The organism is Pseudomonas sp. LFS044 (assembly GCF_047978245.1).
Lineage (GTDB): Bacteria > Pseudomonadota > Gammaproteobacteria > Pseudomonadales > Pseudomonadaceae > Aquipseudomonas.
Map to the genome: position 1 here is coordinate 141,215 of NZ_JBFPFX010000013.1, position 20,400 is coordinate 161,614.

General features: G+C 61.9%; 24 protein-coding genes. 10 read left to right on the forward strand and 14 right to left on the reverse strand.

What is annotated here, in order from left to right; translation table 11 throughout:
- Window positions 1-3 precede the first annotated feature (3 nt).
- From ACNQPL_RS13480 to ACNQPL_RS13495, 4 genes are all read left to right on the forward strand, one after another.
- Entirely contained in the window at window positions 4-1,131 is a 1,128-nt protein-coding gene (locus ACNQPL_RS13480) for an acyl-CoA dehydrogenase (RefSeq protein ID WP_346615092.1), read from the forward strand.
- A gap of 13 nt (window positions 1,132-1,144) precedes the next feature.
- Window positions 1,145-1,918: an enoyl-CoA hydratase gene (locus ACNQPL_RS13485; protein ID WP_416467012.1), complete on the forward strand. Its 774-nt coding sequence runs from the start codon at window positions 1,145-1,147 to the stop codon at window positions 1,916-1,918.
- A gap of 252 nt (window positions 1,919-2,170) precedes the next feature.
- Window positions 2,171-2,575 (forward strand): TraR/DksA family transcriptional regulator, encoded by a 405-nt coding sequence (locus ACNQPL_RS13490; RefSeq protein WP_016485822.1) that lies wholly within the window; start codon window positions 2,171-2,173, stop codon window positions 2,573-2,575.
- Window positions 2,576-2,759: 184 nt separating this feature from the next.
- Window positions 2,760-2,954: a hypothetical protein gene (locus tag ACNQPL_RS13495; RefSeq protein WP_346615090.1), complete on the forward strand. Its 195-nt coding sequence runs from the start codon at window positions 2,760-2,762 to the stop codon at window positions 2,952-2,954.
- Between the two features lie 7 nt (window positions 2,955-2,961).
- Here the strand turns inward: ACNQPL_RS13495 and ACNQPL_RS13500 are convergent, their stop codons facing one another.
- Entirely contained in the window at window positions 2,962-3,147 is a 186-nt protein-coding gene (locus tag ACNQPL_RS13500; protein ID WP_346615089.1) for a hypothetical protein, read from the reverse strand.
- Window positions 3,148-3,453: 306 nt separating this feature from the next.
- Between ACNQPL_RS13500 and ACNQPL_RS13505 the strand changes: the two genes are divergently transcribed.
- Both ACNQPL_RS13505 and ACNQPL_RS13510 read left to right on the forward strand, forming a co-directional pair.
- Complete coding sequence (locus ACNQPL_RS13505; RefSeq protein ID WP_346615088.1) at window positions 3,454-3,924, forward strand: hypothetical protein; 471 nt, start codon at window positions 3,454-3,456, stop codon at window positions 3,922-3,924.
- Window positions 3,921-4,133, forward strand: coding sequence for a hypothetical protein (locus ACNQPL_RS13510; RefSeq protein WP_346615087.1), 213 nt, complete (start codon window positions 3,921-3,923; stop codon window positions 4,131-4,133). Before ACNQPL_RS13505 ends, ACNQPL_RS13510 begins: the two co-directional genes overlap by 4 nt.
- A gap of 20 nt (window positions 4,134-4,153) precedes the next feature.
- On the opposite strand, the gene ACNQPL_RS13515 is transcribed toward ACNQPL_RS13510, so the two are convergent.
- From ACNQPL_RS13515 to ACNQPL_RS13545, 7 genes are all read right to left on the reverse strand, one after another.
- The gene (locus ACNQPL_RS13515) at window positions 4,154-4,519 is read right to left on the reverse strand and encodes a Na+/H+ antiporter subunit G (protein ID WP_416467013.1); all 366 of its coding nucleotides are present in this window, start codon (window positions 4,517-4,519) and stop codon (window positions 4,154-4,156) included.
- The gene (locus ACNQPL_RS13520; RefSeq protein WP_110639073.1) at window positions 4,516-4,794 is read right to left on the reverse strand and encodes a K+/H+ antiporter subunit F; all 279 of its coding nucleotides are present in this window, start codon (window positions 4,792-4,794) and stop codon (window positions 4,516-4,518) included. Before ACNQPL_RS13520 ends, ACNQPL_RS13515 begins: the two co-directional genes overlap by 4 nt.
- Window positions 4,791-5,279: a Na+/H+ antiporter subunit E gene (locus ACNQPL_RS13525; protein WP_346615085.1), complete on the reverse strand. Its 489-nt coding sequence runs from the start codon at window positions 5,277-5,279 to the stop codon at window positions 4,791-4,793. The genes ACNQPL_RS13520 and ACNQPL_RS13525 overlap by 4 nt, the downstream gene beginning before the upstream one ends.
- Complete coding sequence (locus ACNQPL_RS13530) at window positions 5,276-6,955, reverse strand: monovalent cation/H+ antiporter subunit D (RefSeq protein ID WP_416467014.1); 1,680 nt, start codon at window positions 6,953-6,955, stop codon at window positions 5,276-5,278. The genes ACNQPL_RS13525 and ACNQPL_RS13530 overlap by 4 nt, the downstream gene beginning before the upstream one ends.
- Entirely contained in the window at window positions 6,952-7,296 is a 345-nt protein-coding gene (locus ACNQPL_RS13535; RefSeq protein WP_012315281.1) for a Na+/H+ antiporter subunit C, read from the reverse strand. Before ACNQPL_RS13535 ends, ACNQPL_RS13530 begins: the two co-directional genes overlap by 4 nt.
- The gene (locus tag ACNQPL_RS13540; RefSeq protein WP_416467015.1) at window positions 7,296-10,211 is read right to left on the reverse strand and encodes a monovalent cation/H+ antiporter subunit A; all 2,916 of its coding nucleotides are present in this window, start codon (window positions 10,209-10,211) and stop codon (window positions 7,296-7,298) included. Before ACNQPL_RS13540 ends, ACNQPL_RS13535 begins: the two co-directional genes overlap by 1 nt.
- 149 nt (window positions 10,212-10,360) lie before the next feature.
- Entirely contained in the window at window positions 10,361-11,305 is a 945-nt protein-coding gene (locus ACNQPL_RS13545; RefSeq protein WP_416467016.1) for a DMT family transporter, read from the reverse strand.
- An 83-nt stretch (window positions 11,306-11,388) separates the two neighbouring features.
- Here ACNQPL_RS13545 and ACNQPL_RS13550 point away from each other — a divergent pair, with 83 nt between their 5' ends.
- A complete protein-coding gene (locus ACNQPL_RS13550; RefSeq protein ID WP_416467017.1) occupies window positions 11,389-11,952 on the forward strand; it encodes a helix-turn-helix domain-containing protein in 564 nt (187 codons plus the stop codon).
- Between the two features lie 4 nt (window positions 11,953-11,956).
- Here the strand turns inward: ACNQPL_RS13550 and ACNQPL_RS13555 are convergent, their stop codons facing one another.
- Window positions 11,957-12,505 (reverse strand): cysteine hydrolase family protein, encoded by a 549-nt coding sequence (locus tag ACNQPL_RS13555; RefSeq protein WP_416467018.1) that lies wholly within the window; start codon window positions 12,503-12,505, stop codon window positions 11,957-11,959.
- An 82-nt stretch (window positions 12,506-12,587) separates the two neighbouring features.
- On the opposite strand from ACNQPL_RS13555, the gene ACNQPL_RS13560 reads away from it, so the two are divergent.
- Window positions 12,588-13,571: a GlxA family transcriptional regulator gene (locus ACNQPL_RS13560; protein WP_416467019.1), complete on the forward strand. Its 984-nt coding sequence runs from the start codon at window positions 12,588-12,590 to the stop codon at window positions 13,569-13,571.
- A 9-nt stretch (window positions 13,572-13,580) separates the two neighbouring features.
- On the opposite strand, the gene soxR is transcribed toward ACNQPL_RS13560, so the two are convergent.
- On the reverse strand, window positions 13,581-14,033 hold the full coding sequence (gene soxR / locus ACNQPL_RS13565; RefSeq protein ID WP_416467020.1) for a redox-sensitive transcriptional activator SoxR: 453 nt from the start codon (window positions 14,031-14,033) through the stop codon (window positions 13,581-13,583).
- An 86-nt stretch (window positions 14,034-14,119) separates the two neighbouring features.
- Here soxR and ACNQPL_RS13570 point away from each other — a divergent pair, with 86 nt between their 5' ends.
- Window positions 14,120-14,500 (forward strand): antibiotic biosynthesis monooxygenase, encoded by a 381-nt coding sequence (locus ACNQPL_RS13570; RefSeq protein ID WP_416467021.1) that lies wholly within the window; start codon window positions 14,120-14,122, stop codon window positions 14,498-14,500.
- Here ACNQPL_RS13570 and ACNQPL_RS13575 read toward each other — a convergent pair.
- Together ACNQPL_RS13575 and ACNQPL_RS13580 are read right to left on the reverse strand one after the other, a co-directional pair.
- A complete protein-coding gene (locus ACNQPL_RS13575) occupies window positions 14,479-15,249 on the reverse strand; it encodes an alpha/beta hydrolase family protein (protein ID WP_346615077.1) in 771 nt (256 codons plus the stop codon). The genes ACNQPL_RS13570 and ACNQPL_RS13575 overlap by 22 nt on opposite strands.
- The gene (locus ACNQPL_RS13580) at window positions 15,233-16,351 is read right to left on the reverse strand and encodes a DUF3182 family protein (RefSeq protein ID WP_416467022.1); all 1,119 of its coding nucleotides are present in this window, start codon (window positions 16,349-16,351) and stop codon (window positions 15,233-15,235) included. The genes ACNQPL_RS13575 and ACNQPL_RS13580 overlap by 17 nt, the downstream gene beginning before the upstream one ends.
- Window positions 16,352-16,571: 220 nt before the next feature.
- On the opposite strand from ACNQPL_RS13580, the gene ACNQPL_RS13585 reads away from it, so the two are divergent.
- Entirely contained in the window at window positions 16,572-18,380 is a 1,809-nt protein-coding gene (locus ACNQPL_RS13585; RefSeq protein WP_346615075.1) for an aminopeptidase P family protein, read from the forward strand.
- Window positions 18,381-18,435: 55 nt separating this feature from the next.
- On the opposite strand, the gene ACNQPL_RS13590 is transcribed toward ACNQPL_RS13585, so the two are convergent.
- Together ACNQPL_RS13590 and rhtA are read right to left on the reverse strand one after the other, a co-directional pair.
- Window positions 18,436-18,717, reverse strand: a complete 282-nt coding sequence (locus ACNQPL_RS13590; RefSeq protein WP_346615074.1) for a hypothetical protein — start codon at window positions 18,715-18,717, stop codon at window positions 18,436-18,438.
- Window positions 18,718-18,906: 189 nt separating this feature from the next.
- Window positions 18,907-19,794 (reverse strand): threonine/homoserine exporter RhtA, encoded by an 888-nt coding sequence (rhtA, locus tag ACNQPL_RS13595; protein WP_416467024.1) that lies wholly within the window; start codon window positions 19,792-19,794, stop codon window positions 18,907-18,909.
- Window positions 19,795-20,400: the final 606 nt, after the last annotated feature.

Genomic DNA, 20,400 nt, shown 5'->3' on the forward strand with positions numbered 1-20,400 from the left:
ACCATGCTGGTAACTGACGAGCAACAACAAATTGTCGACGCCATCCGTGACTTTGCCCAGGAGCGTCTAAGGCCGTTCGCCGAGCAATGGGACAAGGCGCATCGCTTCCCGCGCGAAGCCATTGACGAGATGGCTGCCCTGGGCCTGTTCGGCATGCTGGTGCCGGAGCAGTACGGCGGCAGCGATACGGGGTACGTGGCCTATGCCCTGGCCCTGGAAGAGATCGCCGCAGGCGACGGTGCCTGCTCGACCATCATGAGTGTGCACAACTCGGTGGGTTGCGTGCCCATACTCAAATTTGGCACCGAGCAGCAAAAGCAGCAGTTCCTCGCGCCTTTGGCCAGCGGGTCGATGATCGGGGCCTTCGCGCTGACCGAACCCCAGGCGGGTTCCGACGCCAGCAGCCTGAAGACCCGTGCGCGCCTGGAGGGCGACCACTACATACTCAACGGCAGCAAGCAGTTCATTACGTCCGGGCAGAACGCCGGTGTGGTCATCGTCTTCGCCGTCACCGACCCGGAGGCCGGCAAGCGTGGCATCACCGCGTTCATCGTGCCAACCGACACGCCGGGTTACCAGGTAGCGCGTGTGGAGGACAAACTCGGCCAGCATGCATCCGACACCTGCCAGATCGTCTTCGACAATGTGCGCGTGCCTGTCGCCAATCGGCTGGGCGAAGAGGGGCAGGGCTACAAGATCGCCCTGGCCAACCTGGAGGGTGGGCGTATCGGCATCGCTTCGCAGTCGGTCGGGATGGCCCGCGCCGCCTTCGAAGTGGCGCGCGACTATGCCAAAGAACGGCAGAGCTTCGGCAAACCACTGATCGAGCACCAGGCCGTGGCCTTCCGCCTGGCCGACATGGCCACGCGCATTGCCGTTGCCCGGCAGATGGTGCTGCACGCCGCCGCGCTGCGTGATGCCGGGCGTCCAGCGCTGGTTGAAGCGTCGATGGCCAAGCTTTTTGCCTCGGAAATGGCCGAAAAGGTCTGTTCGGATGCCTTGCAGACCTTGGGCGGTTATGGCTATCTGAGCGACTTCCCGCTGGAACGGATCTACCGCGACGTTCGGGTCTGCCAGATCTACGAAGGCACCAGCGACATTCAGCGCATGGTCATTGCGCGCAATCTTTGAAGGAGCAGACTGCATGGCATTCGAAACCATCCTGTTGGACATCCATGGCAAGGTCGGCCTGATCACCCTCAACCGGCCCCAGGCGCTGAATGCGCTGAATGCGCAGATCGTCAGCGAGATCAACCAGGCTCTGGACCAGCTCGAGCGTGACCCGGACATCGGCTGCGTGGTGCTGACCGGCTCGGCCAAGGCGTTTGCCGCCGGCGCCGACATCAAGGAAATGGCAGAGCTCAAGTACCCGCAGATCTACGTCGACGACCTGTTCAGCGATGCCGATCGGATTGCCAACCGCCGCAAACCGATCATTGCTGCCGTGTCCGGCTTTGCCTTGGGCGGTGGTTGCGAGCTGGCGATGATGTGCGACTTCATTCTGGCGGGTGACAACGCCAAGTTCGGTCAGCCGGAAATCAACCTCGGCGTACTGCCAGGTATGGGCGGTACCCAGCGCCTGACCCGGGCGGTAGGCAAGGCCAAGGCCATGGAGCTGTGCCTGACGGGGCGCTTGATGGGCGCGGAAGAAGCCGAGCGTGCCGGCCTGGTGGCACGCGTGGTGCCGCAGGCCGAGCTGGTCGAGGAAGCGTTGAAGGTAGCTGCAACCATCGCCAGCAAATCGATCCCGGTCAGCATGATGGTCAAGGAGAGCGTCAATCGCGCCTTCGAGGTCACCCTCAGCGAGGGTGTGCGCTTCGAGCGACGCGTGTTCCATGCCGCCTTCGCCACTGAAGACCAGAAGGAGGGTATGAGTGCCTTCATTGGCAAGCGTGAAGCGCAGTTCAAGGATCGTTGAGAGGCCGGTGCGCTGCATGCAGCGCACTGTTTGAGTCATGTCTTGAAACAGGCCCAGGCACGCCGGCTGGCGGAATCGGTGCCATTTCAGTCAAAATCCCCCGTGATTGCAGTTGCTCCACGCGACGTGGAGCCTTAGACTGCCGCCCCCTGTAAAAGAGTGCCGATTGGCGCTTGAAGAATTCCGCTGCTGACGCGTTGGCGTCGGCGGCACCCGAATCGCCCAAATGCACATTTTTTCATAGAGAAATCGATGACCAAGGAACAGTTGCTGGCCATGTCGGCCGATGACTACATGAACGCTGATCAGCTGGCCTTCTTCACTGGCCTGCTGCAGTCGATGAAAGTCGAAACCCATGAGCGCATCGAGTTGAGCCGTGCCACCATCGAGGGCCTGGACACTCCGTCGGACCCTGCTGACGTGGCTTCGGTAGAAGAAGAGCGTAGCTGGTTGGTCAATGCCATCGACCGCGACCAGCGTTTGCTGCCACAGCTGGAAATGGCGCTGGACCGTATCTCCGACGAGAGCTTCGGCTGGTGCGATGACAGCGGTGAGCCGATTGGCCTGAAGCGTCTGCTGATCAGCCCGACCACCAAGTACTGCATCGAAGCCCAGGAGCGCCACGAGCAGCTCGACCGCCACCAGCGTCAGGTCTGATCGAGCGTTGCGTGCCAGGCCCCATGGAGCGATCCCTGGGGCTTTTTGCGTTTGCTAGGCGCAGCGCCGACGAGTTTGTTGCCCGCAGCGCAACACAGCTCTACCAACGTTGGCTTTCTCCCGCCTGATCGCGGGCGTATCATGACCATATAGTTAGGTTGCTAATTAAATTCCGGAGGGAATGATGAATAGCCGAGTCGATGTGGCCGTGATGATTGGCTCAGGTGTGCCCGAGACACTGCAGGCGCTGGGTAGGCGGGTATGTTGGGTGGTGCTGGTCAATGGCGAGCGCCGTGGCACGGCGTTCGCAACGCGTGGCGAGGCGCTGGAGTGTCAGGCGGCCTGGCTGCAACAGTTGCACAAAGGGCAGGCCGCCTGATTGCACGCTAGCGCTCCAGGCGTCTGGCGAGCTCGCAGGCATCATGGTGTCGGCGGCGAAACCCCTTGACCTGCCCGGTAGCGCTCTCGGTGACGTGGAAGAACTCGACACCTGCAGGAATGACGACGAACCGAGGTTTTGAAAGATAAGAAATCTTCTTTGCCTCTCGACGGATTTCAGTGTTTTCGTGCATATTTCTTCCTCAGTAAGCGATGATGGATTGCCGAGCCCGTTCTGCCGAGGGGCCTGCTGTTATCTATCGCATCTTCTCCAGCGGAGTAGTTGTAGGACGTTACGCTTCCCGATTGGGGAATGTGCCCAAGCTCGCTGTTGCGGCTAAGTCTGGCGATCCGGAGTAAGGTTTCCTGCACGCCGTATCGCCAAAAGGCACAGACGTATTACGCATCGCTTAATTATTCTTTTCGCCTATCGAATTTAAATGGCCGCGCCTCACCGACTGCGAGTGGGGGCGGATGTCACCGGTTTGAGGATTACTTCATTGGCAGTCAGTACTCTGGATACCCACGCCCTGTTCGCCCTGGGCGATTTGCGCGGTAAGTTGGCCAAGCTGTTTCAGGGCCGTTTCGTGTATGTTACCGAGCAGAACCCCGAAGGCCTGTACATGGCCGAAATAGATACCGATAGCGCGTTGGTTGTCGATGACAAACAGCGCCTGGAGCTGAAGGTCGGCGATCATTTTCGCGCTGCCGTGTTGCCCAGCCGAGAAGGCGGGAAATTGGAAATGCGCTTTCGTGAAATCAAACTCAATGTCTATGGTGTGGGTGATTACGCGTTTGTCTCGGTGCCGGAAGGCGAGGGCATCGTGTTCCGCGACGGCCAGGGCGTGATGTTGGTGTTCGCTGCGCAACAGCAAGTGCAGGAAGGCCTGGGCAAGTTGCTAAAGGCAGTGACCGGCAAGGTCGCCAAATGGCGAAAGGGCGAGCTGATCACGTTCAAGGCAAGTGAATGAGTGACGGCGAGTCACTGCCCGGTTCGCGTGCCGCGTTCCATCGGCAGTATCACGCGCAGGCTGTCTTGCAGGCCGAAAGCCTGCTTGCCAGGCGCCAGGAGATGCAGGGGGCGTGGTTGACCTGGGTGGCCGCCCAGCTCTATCAGCTCAGCCCGCCACCCTACGCCGCCATGGTTCGGCGCGAGCTGCAGCGCCTCACCCAGGGCTGAGGCGGCCGCCGAGCCTTTGATCAGTTGCCGCTGTCGCGGCCGCTGCTGACCTCTTCAGGTACTGCTTCCCTGGACATGCGCTTGCGGAACAACGCCGCCCTGGCCAGGAGTAGTGTGGTAACCGGTACAGTGATCGACAGCAGAATGGGAATCAGCCAGGCGTGCAGCACCGGGCTTTGCTTCAGCCACGAAAAGTAGATGATTGAAGCCAGTGCAACGCACCAGGCGCCAATGGTCGAGGCCAGCGCCGGTGGGTGCATGCGCTGGAAGTAGTCCTTCAGCCGTAGCAAGCCAATCGCCCCGATCAGGGCGAACAGGCTGCCGAGCAGCAGCAGGGCGGCGGTGAGCAGGTCCAGCCAGAGCGGCAATTCAAGGGCTTGATTCATTCGATCACCTCGCCACGCAGCAGGAATTTAGCCAGGGCGAACGAGCCGACAAAGCCAAACAGGGCAATCAGCAGGGCACCTTCGAAATAGGTGTCACTGGCATAGCGAATGCCCAGTACCAGCATCATCAGCATGCCCAGAATATAGAGGTAGTCCAGTGCCAGTACCCGGTCCTGCGCCGAAGGGCCGCGGAACAGCCGGATCAACGCCAGGCCCATGGCCAGGGCGAAGATGAACAGGCTGGCGAGGACTGCGTTGGCGAGCAGGCCTGTCATTCGAAAATCTCCATCAGCGGGCGTTCGTAAGTGTGTTTGAAGTGCTCGATGAAAGCAGTCTCATCCTGCAGGTCAAACACATGCAGCAGCAGGACGCTGCGGTCCAGCGCCAGTTCCGACCAGACCGTCCCGGGCACCACGGTGGTGATCATCGACAACGCTGCGAGGCCGTGGGCGTCGCGCAGGTCCAGGGGGATGTGCACGAAGGCCGAACGAGGTGGCCGCTGCGCTGCCCGCAACACACCCAGGGCGACCTGCAGGTTGGACTGGATGACGTCGATGCCCACCCGGCAGATCAACCTTGCCACGACCAGTGGCCGACGCACATGGGCGTGCTGAGGGCGCAGCGGCGCCAGCAGCATGGGTGCGACAACAGCAAAAGCGGCAGCCAGCAGCAAGTTGCCGGGGCTGACAGACAGGTTCAGCAGCAGCCAGAGCACGAACAGCGCGACCGACAGCAGCGGAGCGGGGAACAGTCGGCTCATGGCTGCACCTGTACGTCGAGGGAGGTCGGGCCAGGGACGGGGCGGGCGGCCATCACCGCCTGGATGTAGGCGTCGGGCGCCTGCAAGCTGGCGGCGGTGTCCTGGGTGTAACGCAGCAGCGGTTCGGCCCTGACGCTTAGAATGATGCACAGCCCGAGCAGGATCACGATGGGCAGGCATTCATAGCGACGCAGCAGGGGCGAGGGGCGCTCTTCGGGCTTCCAGAAGCGCAGGATGCCTACCCGGCCGAAGGCGATCAGCGAAGCCATGCCCGACAGAATGAGCAGGGCAACCAAAGCCCAGCCTGCGCCGGACAATGGTCGTTCGCTTGGAACGCCCAGCCCCAGTGGGTTGAACAGTGCGCTGATCAGGTTGAGCTTGCCGACGAAGCCCGATAGCGGGGGCATGCCGATGATTAGCAGTGCGCAGGCGATGAAGCTCATGCCGAGGAATGCCATGGTCCAGGGGATGATCTGGCCGATAACGGCCTTTTGTTCGTCGTCGAGGTTGATGCCCTTGGGTGGGTGCAGCGACTCGAGCGGCGAGGGCATGGCACCCTCTTCGTCTTCCAGCGGCGCCTCGTTGGCCGATCGCGAGCGTTCGACCAGTTCGGCGAGCAGGAACAGCGCGCACAGTGCCAGGGTTGAGTTCACCAGGTAGAACAAAGCCGCGCCGGTCAGGGCCGGCTGGGCAAAACCGACAGCGCCGAGCAGGGTGCCAGCGGAGACCAGAATGCTCAGTGCGGCCATGCGTTCCAGGCGTTGCGCCGCCAGGATCGACACGGCCGCCACCGCCAGGGTGACCAGGCCACCGTAGATCAGCCATTGGCCACCGAAATGCGCCGATGCGCCGGCCTGGCCGGAAAACAGCAAGGTCCACAGGCGCAGCACGGCATACAGGCCAACCTTGGTCATGATGGCAAACAGCGCCGCTACTGGCGCGCTGGCCGAGGCGTAGGCCGGTATCAGCCAGAAGTTCAGCGGCCAGATGCCTGCCTTGGCCAGGAAGGCGACGGCCAGAATCGCCGCCCCAGCGTGCAGCAGGCCGCGGTCTGCTTCCGGGACCAGCGGGATTTTCAGCGCCAGGTCTGCCATGTTGAGCGTGCCGGTCACCCCGTAGAGCATCGCCGCGCCCACCAGGAACAACGACGAGGCGAACAGGTTGATGGCGATGTAATGCAGGCCCGACCGCACCCGTGCCCGCCCCGAGCCATGCAGCAGCAGGCCATAGGACGCTGCCAGCAGTACCTCGAAGAACACGAACAGGTTGAACAGGTCAGCGGTCAGGAACGCGCCGTAAAGGCCCATCAGCTGGATCTGGAACAGCGCGTGGAAGTTGGCGCCCGCGCTGTCCCAGCGGGCGCGGGCGAACAGCAGTGCGCTGAAACCGATGACGCCGGTCAGGGTCAGCAGCAGTGCCGAAAGGTGGTCCAGTACCAGCACGATGCCGAAGGGCGCAGGCCAGTTGCCCGGCAGGTAAACGCCGATGGACTCAGCCTGCCCTTGGCTGCGAACCCACAGCAGCAGGGTAGCCGCGATGGCCAGGCCACTGAACGTCGACAGCAGGTTGAGGCGCGCCTTCAGATGACGACGCTTCTCGCCCAGCAACAGCATCACCGCTGCAGTGAGCAGCGGCAGCAGAATGGGGGCGACGATCAATTGACTCACCACAGTCATTCGTCACGCTCCCTGCCATCCACATGGTCGGTGCCAGTCAATCCACGTGACGCCAGCAGCACCACGAGGAACAGCGCGGTCATGGCAAAGCTGATGACGATGGCGGTGAGCACCAGCGCCTGGGGCAGCGGGTCGGTGTAGTGCAGAAGGTCCTGGGTGACGCCTTCCTTGATGATCGGCTCCTTGCCGATGAACAGGCTGCCCATGCTGAAAATGAACAGGTTGACCCCGTACGACAGCAGGCACAGGCCCATGATCACCTGGTAGGTCCGTGGGCGCAGGATCAGCCACACCCCCGAGGCGGCCAGTACCCCGATGGCGACTGCAATGACTTCTTCCATCAGGCGGCTCCTGCTTGGCTGGATTTCGACGATTGGCCCGGCCGGTAGGCACGGACCGATTGGTGCGCCAGGGCGGTGAGGATCAGCAGGGTCGAGCCGACCACCACGGTGTACACGCCGATATCGAAGAACAGTGCACTGGCCACGTGCACGTCGCCGAGCAATGGCAGGTGCAGGTGGGCGGTATGGGTGGTCAGGAACGGATAACCCAGCAACATGGCACCGGCCCCGGTCAGGGTCGCGCACAACAGGCCGGTGCCCATCCAGCGCAGCGGTCGCAGGCTCATCTGCGCCTCGACCCATTGAGTGCCCGCAACCATGTACTGGAGGATGAACGCCACCGACATCACCAAGCCGGCGACGAAGCCGCCGCCCGGCTGGTTGTGGCCGCGCATGAACAGGTACATCGACACCAGCAGCGCGATGGGCAGGAGCAAGCGCACCAATACGGCGGGCACCATCATGAAGCCCAATGCGGTGTCGGTGGCATGGCGCGGGTTGATCAGGTCGGTGACCACGTCAGGCGCAAGCTGGCGCTGCTGGGCAGGCAGCTGCATGCTCTCCTTGGGGGGGCGGAAGCGGCGCAGCAGGGCGAACACGGTCAGGGCCACGGCCACCAGCACGGTAATTTCACCGAGGGTATCGAAGCCGCGGAAGTCCACCAGCATCACGTTGACCACGTTGGTGCCGCCGCCCTGGGGCAGGGCACGGCTCAGGTAAAACGAGGAAATGTCGTTAGGCGTGGGGCGGGTCAGCATGGCGTAGGACAGCAACGCCATGCCGCCACCGACGAGGACGGCCAGCAGCAGGTCGCGCAGGCGCCGAACGCGGGCGCGATCGAGGCTGCCCGGTAGCGGCGAGACGCCTTCTATTCGCCGCGGCAGCCAGCGCAGGCCGAGCAGGATCAGCACCGTGGTAACCACCTCGACCACCAGCTGGGTCAAGGCAAGATCAGGCGCGGAGAACCAGACGAAGGTGATGCAGGTCATCAGGCCGCAGACGCCGACCATGATCAACGCAGCCAGGCGGTGATACTTGGCCTGGTAAGCGGCACCAATCGCGCAGGCGATGGCGATCAGCCAGAGTGCAACAAATACCCCGGAGCCGGGAATCTTCGGCCGGTCGCCCCAGCTTAGCCCGCTGTACAACAGGGGCGTGAGGCCGGCAAGGAAGGCCGCCAGCACCATCATGAACAGTTGCGACTGCAACCGGCGGGTGGTCAGCAGGCTTTCGACGCGCTTGGCCAGCAGCATCAGGTGCACCTGGCCGTGCTCGAACAGCCGCTTGCCATTGAAACGCTCGATCAGCGGCGGGTAGGGGAAGCGGCCACGGCGTAATTGGTTGCGCAACAGCAGGTAGAGCACGATACCGCCACTCATGGCGACCAGGCTCATGATCAGCGGAGCGTTCCAGCCATGCCAGATGGCCAGGCTGTACTCCGGCAACGTGCCGCCTACCACCGGCAGGGCAGCGGCGGCCAGTAGCGGGCCGACGGACTGGGCGGGGAAAATACCCACCACCAGGCAGGTGAGCACCAGCAACTCGACCGGCGCGCGCATCCAGCGTGGCGGTTCGTGAGGCGTGTGTGGCAGGTCCTGGGCGGTAGGGCCAAAGAACACGTCAACGGTAAACCGCAGGGCATAGGCAACGCTGAAGGTGCCGGCGAGGGTGGCGATCACTGGCAGCGTGGCTTCGACCCAGGCGGTGGATGTGATGAACACGGTTTCGGCGAAGAACATTTCCTTGGACAGGAAACCGTTCATCAACGGCACGCCGGCCATGGAGGCACTGGCCACCATGGCCAGCGTGGCGGTGTAGGGCACCAGGCGGATCAGGCCGCTGAGGCGGCGAATGTCGCGGGTGCCGCTTTCATGGTCGATGATGCCGGCGGCCATGAATAGCGAAGCCTTGAAGGTGGCATGGTTGAGGATGTGGAAGACGGCGGCAACAGCGGCCAGCGGGCTGTTCAACCCCAGCAGCAGGGTGATCAGGCCCAGGTGGCTGATGGTGGAGTAGGCCAGCAGGCCCTTGAGGTCGTTCTGGAACATCGCTGCGAAGGCGCCCAGCAGCAGCGTGATGGCGCCAGCACCGCCGACGATCCAGAACCATTCTTCACTGCCCGATAGCACTGGCCAGAGCCGTGCCAGCAGGAATACGCCGGCCTTGACCATGGTCGCCGAATGCAGGTACGCCGATACTGGCGTCGGCGCTGCCATGGCGTGGGGTAGCCAGAACTGGAAAGGGAACTGTGCGCTCTTGCTCAAGGCACCGATCAGGATCAGCGGCAGCAGCACGGGGTAAAGTGCGTGTTGGCGAACGGTATCGCCGGCAGCCAGGACCTTGTCCAGGTCGTAGCTGCCGACCACATGGCCGAGAAGGAGGGCCCCCACCAGCAGGCACAGGCCACCGGCGCCTGTGACCATCAGTGCCATGTACGCGCCGCGGCGGGCGTCGGCGCGGTGGTGCCAGTAGCCGATGAGCAGGAACGAGAACAGGCTGGTCAGCTCCCAGAAGAACACCAGCTGCACCAGATTGCCTGAGATGACCAAGCCAAGCATGGCGCCCATGAAGGCCAGGAAGAAGGCGAAGAAGCGCGGTACTGGGTCTTGTGGCGACATGTAGTAGCGCGCGTACAGTGACACCAGCGCGCCGATACCCAGTACCAGCACTGAGAACAGCCAGGCGAAGCCATCCATGCGCAGGACCAGGTTGAGGCCCAGGCTTGGCAGCCATAGGAATTCCTCGCGAATCACACCGCCGTGAGCGACTTGAGGGTACAGCAGTGCTACCTGGACGGTGCCGACCAGGGCCACGAGCCCCGCTAGGATGGACTCGGCATTACGTGCGTTGTGCGGCAGCACGGCTGCCAGGCAACTGCCCACGAACGGCAGAAGCAGTAGCACTATCAAGGACATAGCGTTCTATTCTGGAAAGGTTTGCAAGGATCATACGTGCCGAGCAGTTGATCACCAACACGCAAGCTGTCGCAGAATCATACAAACAGGGTGTGACAAGCTGTTTTTTTATAACAGTTTTTTACAGAGCATAGCCGTTGTTGGCTGATTCATCGGCCTGTTTCACCATCACCTAGCACCTCGGCTGCTTCGTCCGCAGCGCTGGCACGGCGGATCTTCAACTCACTGACCACCACGGCGATGACGATCAGCAGGCCACCGATCAGGGCAACACCGGGCAGGCGCTCACCGGCGATGCGGCCGACGATCCCGGCCCACACCGGTTCGCCTGCGTAGATCAGGGTGGCGCGGGTTGGCGAAACCGATTTCTGTGCCCAGTTCATCGCTACCTGAATGATCGCGCTCATGGCGCCGAGGCCCAGGGCACTGATCAGCAACAACCAGGAGAAGTCGGGTATGCGCTCCTGAGTCGGCACCATCATCAGGAAAGACAGCAGGGAGGCGGTCGCCAGTTGCACCACGGTGACGCGACGCACGTCGACCTGGCCGGCATAGCGGCTGATCAGGATAATCTCGGCGGCGATGGCCACTGCGCTTACCAGGGTCACGACTTCACCTTCGCTGAAACGCAGGCTGCCGCCCTCAGGCCCCGCCAGCAGCATCAGGCCGAGAAATGCCAGGCAGATACCGATGCTGGGCATCAGCCCTGGCCGACGGCCCAGCACCAGCCACTGCAGCAGCGGTACGAAAGGCACATACAATGCGGTGATGAAGGCCGACTGGCTGCTGCTGATGGTTTGCAAGCCCATGGTCTGCAAGCCGTAGCCGAGCATGATGGACGCGCCGATCAGCACCCCGGCTTTCAACTCGGTCAGGGTCAGGCCAGGCAGCGCACGCGCCGAGACCAGCCCCACGAACAGCGCGGCGGCAGCGAAACGCAGGCCGACGAAAAACATCGGGCCGCTGACGGTCATGACGTTATGCACCAGCAGAAAGGTGCCGCCCCATAGCATGGTGATGAACACCAGCACCAGCTCGGCTTTGCTCAGGCGCAAGTAAACGGAGGTCTGTGGGCTGCTGTTCGGTTGGGTCATGGCCTTGCGCACTCGGAGGGGGCGGCGCACAATCGCCGCAAAGTGGGCAGTATACTGCGCAACCGGAACAAGTGAGCAATATAGTGCACAAAGAATCCACGCACCGTGCCTCGGTACTGCAGCATGTCAGCCTCAATGTCCGAAGCCTGCGCAATGCGTTGGGGATGAGCCAGGCTGCGCTTGCTGAGCGTTCAGGCGTGAGCCGGCGCATGCTGGTAGCGATCGAGGCAGGTGAAAAGAACGTCAGCCTGACCACCCTCGACCTGATTGCCGAGGCGTTGGGGGTCGCCTTCAGCACGCTGATCCAGGCGCCTGACCAGCGCGACACCAGTCGCATCGATGAACTGGCCTGGGCCGGCGAGCATCCGCAGAGCAAGGCAGTACTGCTGGCCAGCAGCGCCGCCAGCAAAGAGGTGGAGATCTGGGAGTGGACCCTGGCACCGGGTGAGTGCTACATCAGTGAGGCCGATGCCGAGGGCTGGAGCGAGCAGATCTACGTGGCCGAAGGGCAGCTCACGCTGATCATCGAAGGGGCCGAGCATTGCTTGCAGGTCGGCCAGTTTCATGTGTTTCCCAGCAACTGCCGCTATGCCTACCGCAACGATGGTGCTGTGCCCACGCGGTTTGTACGCAACGTCGTGATATGAGCTGTCACCTTTTCAGCAGTTCATCGGTCTTCACCACCTTGGCATAGGCAAACGCCAGCGCGGCCATCGCCGACGCCTGCACGTCCGCTGCCGGCACCTGCTTGCCATTGAAGTCGAGCGGCAACGTGGCACACGCATCATGGGCCACTGTGACGTCAAAACCGAAATCGGCGGCAGCGCGGGTGGCGGCGTCGATGCACATATGGCTCATGCTGCCAACGATGGTCAGGTCGGTGATGCCATGTTGATCGAGGGTGGTCTTGAGCGGGGTGTCACGGAATGCATTCACCTTGTGCTTGAGCACCACCGGTTCCCCATCCACCGGCTGGACCTTTGCATGGATCGCCGCGCCTTCTGAGCCTGGCACAAAGAACGGCGCATCGCTGCTTTCGAACTCATGTCGAACATGCACCACGAGGTCGCCGCGTTGGCGCGCTGCGTCCAGCAACCTTGCGGCGTTGTCGGCTGCCTGGTCAGCGCCTTCAAGAGCCCATTTGCCCCCTGGGAAGTAATCGTTCTGGATATCGATGATGATCAGCGCCTGCTTGCTCATGCTGCCTCCTGTGGCAGTAGTCGTTGGATGACGATAGTTATAGGCTGTGCGCAACGAGTTGAGGATTAGCGTGACCGACACAATGACGGCAAAAACTGACACCCCAGGCAGCCTGGAGATCGGCCTGCTGCTTTACCCCGGCGCGCAGCGCGCGGCGGTGCATGGGCTCGCCGACCTGTTTAGCGTGGCCAACCGTGTCGCCGCTGAGCTCGGTGCTGTCGACCTTGCGCAAATTCGGGTCAGCCATTGGCAAGCGGATGAAACGGGGCAGTTGCAGGTCGTCGAGGACAGCCACCCCGGAGCGCCCCATGACGTGCGCGTGCTCATCATCCCTCCCAGCCTGGAATCTGCACCACCGCCTGAGCTGCTCGAACTTCACCGGGGGCTACTGTGTCGTTGGCATGGCCAGGGCACGGTATTGGCCTCTGTTTGCATAGGCGTGTTTTTTCTCGCCGCCAGCGGATTACTGGACGGCCGTTCGGCGAGCACGCATTGGAATTACGCGCAAACACTGGCCCAGCGCTACCCCAAGGTCAGGGTTGAAGCCAACCAGCCGCTGCTGGATGACGGTGACATCATGACCTCGGCGGGGTTGATGGCCTGGACCGAGCTGGGCTTGCGCCTGCTGGACCGTTTTCTCGGCCCGTCGGTAGCGTGGGAAACGGCGCGTTATATGTCCGTGGAACCGGTCACGGCGCCGTTACCTGGCGCGCTGTTCAGTCCGCGGCTGGATCACGGCGATGCGGCGGTGCTCAAGGTGCAGCACTGGTTGCAGGCCAGTGCCGCGCAGGGCGCGGACTTGGCGGGCATGGCTGGTTGCGCCGGGCTGGAAGAGCGAACGTTCCTGCGCCGTTTTCGCGCAGCCACCGGCCTGAAGCCCACCGAGTACTGCCAGCAGGTGCGGGTGGGGCGCGCCTGCCGGATGTTGGAGTTCACCCGGCGCACCGTCGAGCAGATTGCCTGGGGCGTGGGATATCAGGACCCAGGCGCATTTCGCAAGGTGTTCCAGCGCACCACCGGCTTGACCCCCAGCGATTACCGGCGTCGTTTCGCGCCGCCTAGATGACCGCGCTATTCAGGGCAAATGCGGCCCAGGCCCTTCGTCGGCCAGATAGTCCTGACGGTTGCGTAGCGGGCATTCCTTGAGTGACATGCACCCGCAGCCGATGCAGCCGTCCAGTTGATCGCGCAACAGGATCATGTCGTCGATACGCCGGTTAAGGTCATCACGCCAGCCTTCCGACAGGCGCTGCCAATCCTCGGCCGTCGGAATATGGTCATTGGGCAGCGCGGCGAGTGCCGTTGCGATGTCGGCCAGCGGAATGCCCAGGCGTTGAGCCATCTTTATTACCGCAACACGGCGCAGCACGGCGCGCGGATACCGGCGCTGGTTGCCGGCGTTGCGCGTGCTGCGGATCAGCCCCTTGGTTTCATAGAAGTGCAGCGCGGTGACTGCCACCCCGCTTCGGGCGGCCAGTTGGCCGACGCTGAGCAGCTTGTCCTGGGCCACTGGTGTAGTTTTCGGCATGCAAAAAGCCTCTTGACCTTGACTTAACTCGAGGTTTTACAGTGCTGGCCATCGCGCTGCAAGCGTCCGGAGCAAGGAGACTGTCCATGACGGCCAATCCGCATTCCCTGTGGTTTACCCAGATGATCGAATACGAAGTGCCTGCCGCACGCCAGGCGGCGCTCGCCCATGCGCTGGTGACGCGCAGCGAAGCGCTCGCCTACCGGTGCGAGGGCTTGCAAGGTGTCAGTGTTCAGGCCAGCGACGATGGCAGTCGGGTACTCCAGTACCTGCAGTGGCAGTCGCGCCAGGCCTGGGCTGCGGCGGCAGAATCCTTTATCGAAGAGCCTTTTCTCGACCTGGTGCGGCTGCACCAGGCGCGCAGTGTCAACTTTGCCGCTTATCAGGCGCTGCGCAGCGTGGTGCGTGACGCCGACGGTGGCCTGCATTGCCAGGTCGGCGAGCCTCAGGCGTACCAGGGTGCGTAGTGCGGGTAGCGGTCCAGGCGCGCGCCCACCACCATCTCGCTGATCCACGACGCGAGGATCGAGCTGTAGGCTTTCTGACTTTCCTCGCTGGAAAGCCCGTGATCAGCACCATCGACTATTCGATGGGTGAGCGAGTGGGCGCTGATGAAGGCCGAGCGATAGCTCATCAGCGTGGCATGCGGCACATAATCGTCCTGTTCAGATTCCACCAGCAGCACATCGCCGGCGAATTCTGCGCAGGCTGCCAGGGCACGGTTGTCTGACGGCGCGAGCGGGCGCTGGCGATAGGCGTTGAGGCGCTGGCGGTCGAGCGTCTGCTTGGGCGTGTCCCATTCGTCGTCCCAGTACATGGCCGGTACGCGCAAAGCCAGCCACTTCACCGGCCGCTGCAGGGTCAGCAAGGTGGCCAGGTAGCCGCCGTAGCTGCTGCCGATGATGGCGATGGCGCTGCTGTCCACTGCCGGGTGGCTGACCAGCCGGTCGTAAGCCGCGAGCAGGTCTTTCAGGTTTTGCTCGCGAGTCACTGTCAGGCGCTGGCTCTCGGTCTTTTCGTGGCCGCGCAGGTCGAAGGTCATGCACACACAGCCCAGCCCGGTAATGTGCCTGGCGCGGGCGAGGTCGCGTTGCTGGCTGCCACCCCAGCCGTGCACGAAGAGGATGCCGGGCATCTTGCTTCCGGGGCTGACCAAGGTACCGACGATGCTGTCATCGTCGACTTGCAGCTCGATGGTCTCACTCTGAATGGTCATGCTCGCGAATCCGCGCGAATTTGCTGAGTTGTCCGAGTTCACTGTCGTTTCCTTGGTAGAAGAGGGTGGCGTCAGCGGGCAGGTCGGGCGTGCTGAACACTTCGTGGGTGGAGGCATGCACCCGCTGCAGTGCCGGGTCAGCCGCAAATGCCTGCAGGGCCAGCAGCTCTGCGCTGCTGGCCCCGCCCAGGCGCCAGGACTGTTCGAGCACGCCGCTGCGCAGATGGCCCTGCGCGTCGAAGCCGCGGGCAATGTCGTAGTTGCGACGCGAAGCGATGAAGCCTGGGAACTGCTGCTCGGCTGCCTGCTCGTAGGTCATGGCCTGGTTGATCGCCAGGCGCAGGTGATCCTCAAGTGGGAGTTGCAGCAATGCCTGGTAATCGCCGCGAACCACGATCAGGTCAGAGCCGCCATAGACTTCGATGCCCTGGTGGTCGCGGGTCAATTGCTGGGTGCCGTGGTAGCTGCAGGTCAGGCCGGCAACCCGAACCTGGCCGACGCTGTAGGTTTCTACCCCACTGAGGTCTTCCTCCAGCACCAACCCCCATAACCCCAAGGCCTGGTCATCCATGTCGGCGAGCAGCGGCTCCAGTTCATCCAGTGCCACGATGACCTGTTGACCGCGCCCGGCACAGGCCAGTACGGGCTTGAGCCGCACAGGGCCGTCGCGCAGCAGTAGCTCTGCGGCCCGGCGGGCATCGGCTTTGCTGAACACGGTATAGCCGCAGAGCAGGGCATCGCTGGCCTGGAGGGCGAATGCATCAGTCCAGCCGGGCGGGAAATCGGCGTTGGCCGGCAGTGGGTGAGAGATTGCCTTGGTTGCCATGTAAGGATGACTGACCACGCCGCCGAACAGGTCGTGCTCGGTCAGGATGCCTAGGGCCGCCTGGCGCTGTGGGTCGACCAGGGTTTCAGTCGGCAGGTAATAGTAGCCGTCGGCGGCGGTAGGGGAGTGATCGGGCTCTACGTGGTGGCAGCCCAGAAGGCCGGCAATGCCGGCCGCCAGCTTGAGGTGCACGGCGTGTTCGTGTTCTGGCGTGTGCTCGCGTGTGTCGAGCAGTACGACACCTGTCTTCGGTTCGCAGGCGCTGGGCATGGGCATCAGCCTGTCTGCAATGAATGTAATGGTTGTGAAGCCCCATTGTTCGGGAAGTTCAGCCAGAAGCGATCGATGGTCCCGGCTTGATTGTAGGAAGCGTCCTGATTGCAGGTGTCCTCATGGGCATTGCATGCCGCGAGTTGGCCGTCCTGATTGCAGGGCAGTAATGGCTGTTCCATTATCGTGCTTTGGGCTTAACCAGGCTGTGATCGCAGGAGTGCGCATGAACGTTCAGACCACCATCGAGCAGAGTGTTCCGCAGCGCCTGGCGCGCGTGCGTGAGGTAATGGCCAGGGAGGGCGTCGATGCCCTGCTGGTGCCCTCGGCCGATCCTCACCTTTCCGAATACCTGCCGGGCTACTGGCAAGGGCGCCGGTGGCTGTCGGGGTTCGATGGTTCGGTGGGCACCCTTGTGGTCACTGCCGATTTTGCCGGGTTGTGGGCTGACAGCCGCTACTGGGAGCAAGCGGACAGAGAGTTGGCGGGCAGTGGCATTGAGCTGATGAAGTTGCTGCCGGGCAAACCCGGTGCGCTGGAATGGCTGGGTGACAACATCCGGGCGGCGGGCGCGGTGGCCGTGGATGGCGCGGTCATGGCCCTGGCGTCGGCACGCCAACTTGAGGAGCGCCTGAAGGCTCGCGATATCCGTCTGCTCACTGACCGGGACCTGCTTGCGCAGGTTTGGGATGGGCGCCCGGCGCTGCCATCAAACCCGGTTTATCAGCACTTGCCGCCCCACGCCACGGTCAGCCGGGCGGAAAAGCTCGCCCAGCTGCGTAGCACCCTGGCAGAGAAGGGTGCGGATTGGCACTTCATCGCGACACTGGACGATATCGCCTGGCTGTTCAACCTGCGTGGCAGTGATGTCTCCTACAACCCGGTGTTCGTTTCGTTTGCCCTGATTGGCCAAAAGCAGGCCACCCTGTTCGTCGGAGCGGGAAAGGTCGATGAGCACCTGCGGCATGTGTTGCAAGTCGACGGGATTGAGTTACGTGATTACGCCGATGTAGGCACGGTGCTGTCGCAAGTGACACCTGAGAGTCGGCTGTTAGTGGACCCGTCGCGGGTAACCTGCGGTTTGCTGAAACACCTGGATGCACAGGTTCAACTGATCGAGGCGCTTAACCCGACCACGCTGAGCAAGTCACGCAAGGGCGAAGATGAGCTGGTTCATGTCCGCAAGGTCATGGAGCAAGATGGCGCTGCCCTGTGCGAATTCTTCGCTTGGCTGGAGGCGCATCAGGGCACGGAAGTCATTACCGAACTGACCATCGATGAACAGCTGAGTGCGGCGCGCGCCCGTCGCCCCGGCTTCGTTTCGCTGAGTTTCTCCACCATTGCGGCGTTCAACGGCAACGGTGCCATGCCCCACTACCGAGCTACCGAGCAGTCTCATGCCGTGATCGAAGGCGACGGCTTGCTGTTGATCGACTCAGGGGGGCAATACCTGGGCGGCACTACCGATATAACCCGCATGGTCCCGGTAGGCACGCCCAGCCTCGAGCAGAAACAGGATTGCACCAGGGTGCTCAAGGGCATGATTGCCTTGTCACGCGCCACTTTCCCCCGCGGCATTCTTTCGCCGCTGCTCGACGCCATCGCGCGCGCGCCGATATGGGCTGATCAGGTCGACTATGGCCACGGTACCGGGCACGGTGTCGGCTATTTCATGAATGTGCACGAAGGGCCGCAAGTGATCGCCTATCAGGCTGCAACCGCGCCGCAGACGGCCATGCAGGCAGGGATGATCAGCTCGATCGAACCGGGTACCTACCGTCCTGGTGCCTGGGGTGTGCGTATCGAGAACCTGGTGGTGAACCGGGAGGCGGGCAAGTCTGCATTTGGCGACTTCCTCACATTCGAGACCCTGACGCTCTGCCCTATCGATACGCGCTGCCTGCTGGCGGACTTGCTCACAAAAGAGGAGCTTGTCTGGCTGAACAGCTACCACAGGGTGGTGCGTGAGCGCCTTGCGCCGTTGCTTGCCGGCGATGCGTTGGCCTGGCTTGAGGAGCGTACGGCGCCGCTCTGAGTGGCTAGGGCAGCGTGTGAATGAAAGAAGGGCAGCTCATGGGCTGCCCTTTTCTTCATTTGCAGATGACGATCATGCTGCGGCTGGTGTAGCCGGCGGGGTTGATGCCGAAGAGGTAATCTCCCGGTTCCTCGCCAGTGTCGCCGGAGCGCGCGATGACTTTATAACCGCGCTTGCTGCAAGAGGTGGCTGCCTTGCTGTAGCACTTGTCCCACGACGAGGAAAGGCCGGAGCAGTTGATATGCAGGCCCTTTTTTCCCTTTTTGACCTCGGTCTTGGCCGTTGCGGCGCATCCAGCAATGGCCAGAACGGCCAGGATGAGCAAAATACGTTTCATTCCTGTCCTTAAATGCAGGGCTAATGGTGGTCTGACCCTGTCGTAATGGCTTCAGTTCTTCCTGAATCTTCCTCAGCTTCCGTGTCCGCTCAAGTAGATAGCCAAAAGATTATGACTTTGTGACAGCTTAATCAGCGAGGCGGGCCGCCACAATGGTTAATCCCATCCCAAATGGAAATATTTCTCAAATCAGTCGGCCGCAACGGGGGGGTTAGCTTCTTTGCGCATCGACAGGGTGGCACCGACAGAAGCGGCAATAATGGCGAAAATCGCCAGCCATTGGGTCACGCTCAACAACTCACCCAGGAACAGCAGGCCGGACAAGGCGCCAATGGCGGGTTCAATGCTCATCAGCGTGCCGAATGTGCGTGCTGGCATGCGAGTCAGAGCAACCATTTCCAAGCTATAGGGCAGTGCTGTCGAGAGTATGGCGACCCCGAGGGCCAGCGGGATGACTGCAGGTGTCAACAGGGCGCTGCCGGCATGAACGATACCGATTGGCGCTACGAAGATGGCGGCAACTACAACACCCAGTGCGGCACTCTGGATGCCATGCTCCGCGCCCGCGCGTTGGCCGAAGAGGATATACAGTGCCCAGCACACACCGGCACCCAGCGCATAGGCAGCCCCTGTCAGGTCCAGAGACTGGCCCCCGTGACCGACGGGGATCAACAGCAGCAGGCCGGTGACCGCCAGGGCAATCCACAAGAAATCGATCACCCGCCGTGAGGCGAAAAGCGCTACGGCCAGCGGGCCGGTGAATTCCAGAGCGACGGCGATGCCAAGGGGCGTTGTTTGCAGTGCCATATAGAAGAGGAAGTTCATTCCCCCCAGGGCCATGCCGTAAATGACCACGTTGCGCAGCGTGCTGGCGGTCATGCGTACGCGCCATGGGCGCAATATAAGCAGCATGATGATACTGGCGAAGATCAGGCGCAGCGTCGTGGTGCCTTGTGCGCCGATCATGGGGAACATGCTTTTGGCCAAGGATGCGCCCGATTGTATCGATGCCATGGCGATGAGCAGCAGGCCGATGGGGAAGAGCGTGGAGGCCAGGCTGCGGGGCTGGGTGTTCATTTGTGGGCGGCGATCCTTGAGAGGGGAGGGGTGTGCAATATAGTGCGCAATTGCCGGGGGCCGGCGCAAGGCGTGTGTGCACTGGTTATTTCCTCCTTTAATGAAAGTAACTGTTGACGTGGTCTTCAATCCCCTTATAATGCGCCCCACTTCCAGCGACATCGGAACGACAAACTCCTTGAGATTCAATGAGTTAAGTAGTTAAGGTGTGCTGCAAGGGCTACGATCGAATGATCGCAAGCGGTTGAAATGGTGATTGACAGCGCTTCTAAACGCTGTAAGATTCACCTCCCGCTACGAGAGATCGCAGCGAGTTAAGTGTTTGAAGCTAAACGAGTTTCTCGGTAAAAACTTCAAAATAAACGCTTGACAGACTCTGAGGAAAGCGTAGAATGCGCGCCTCGGTTGAGACGAAAAGCTCTTAACCAAACGCTCTTTAACAAATTGAATCAAGCAATTCGTGTGGGTGCTTGTGAGTACGGACTGATAGTCAAAAAGATTATCAGCATCACAAGTGACCATGCGAGAAATCACATAGTCATTTGAGATTGCTGAGCCAAGTTTAGGGTTTCTTAAAAACCCAAGCAGTATTGAACTGAAGAGTTT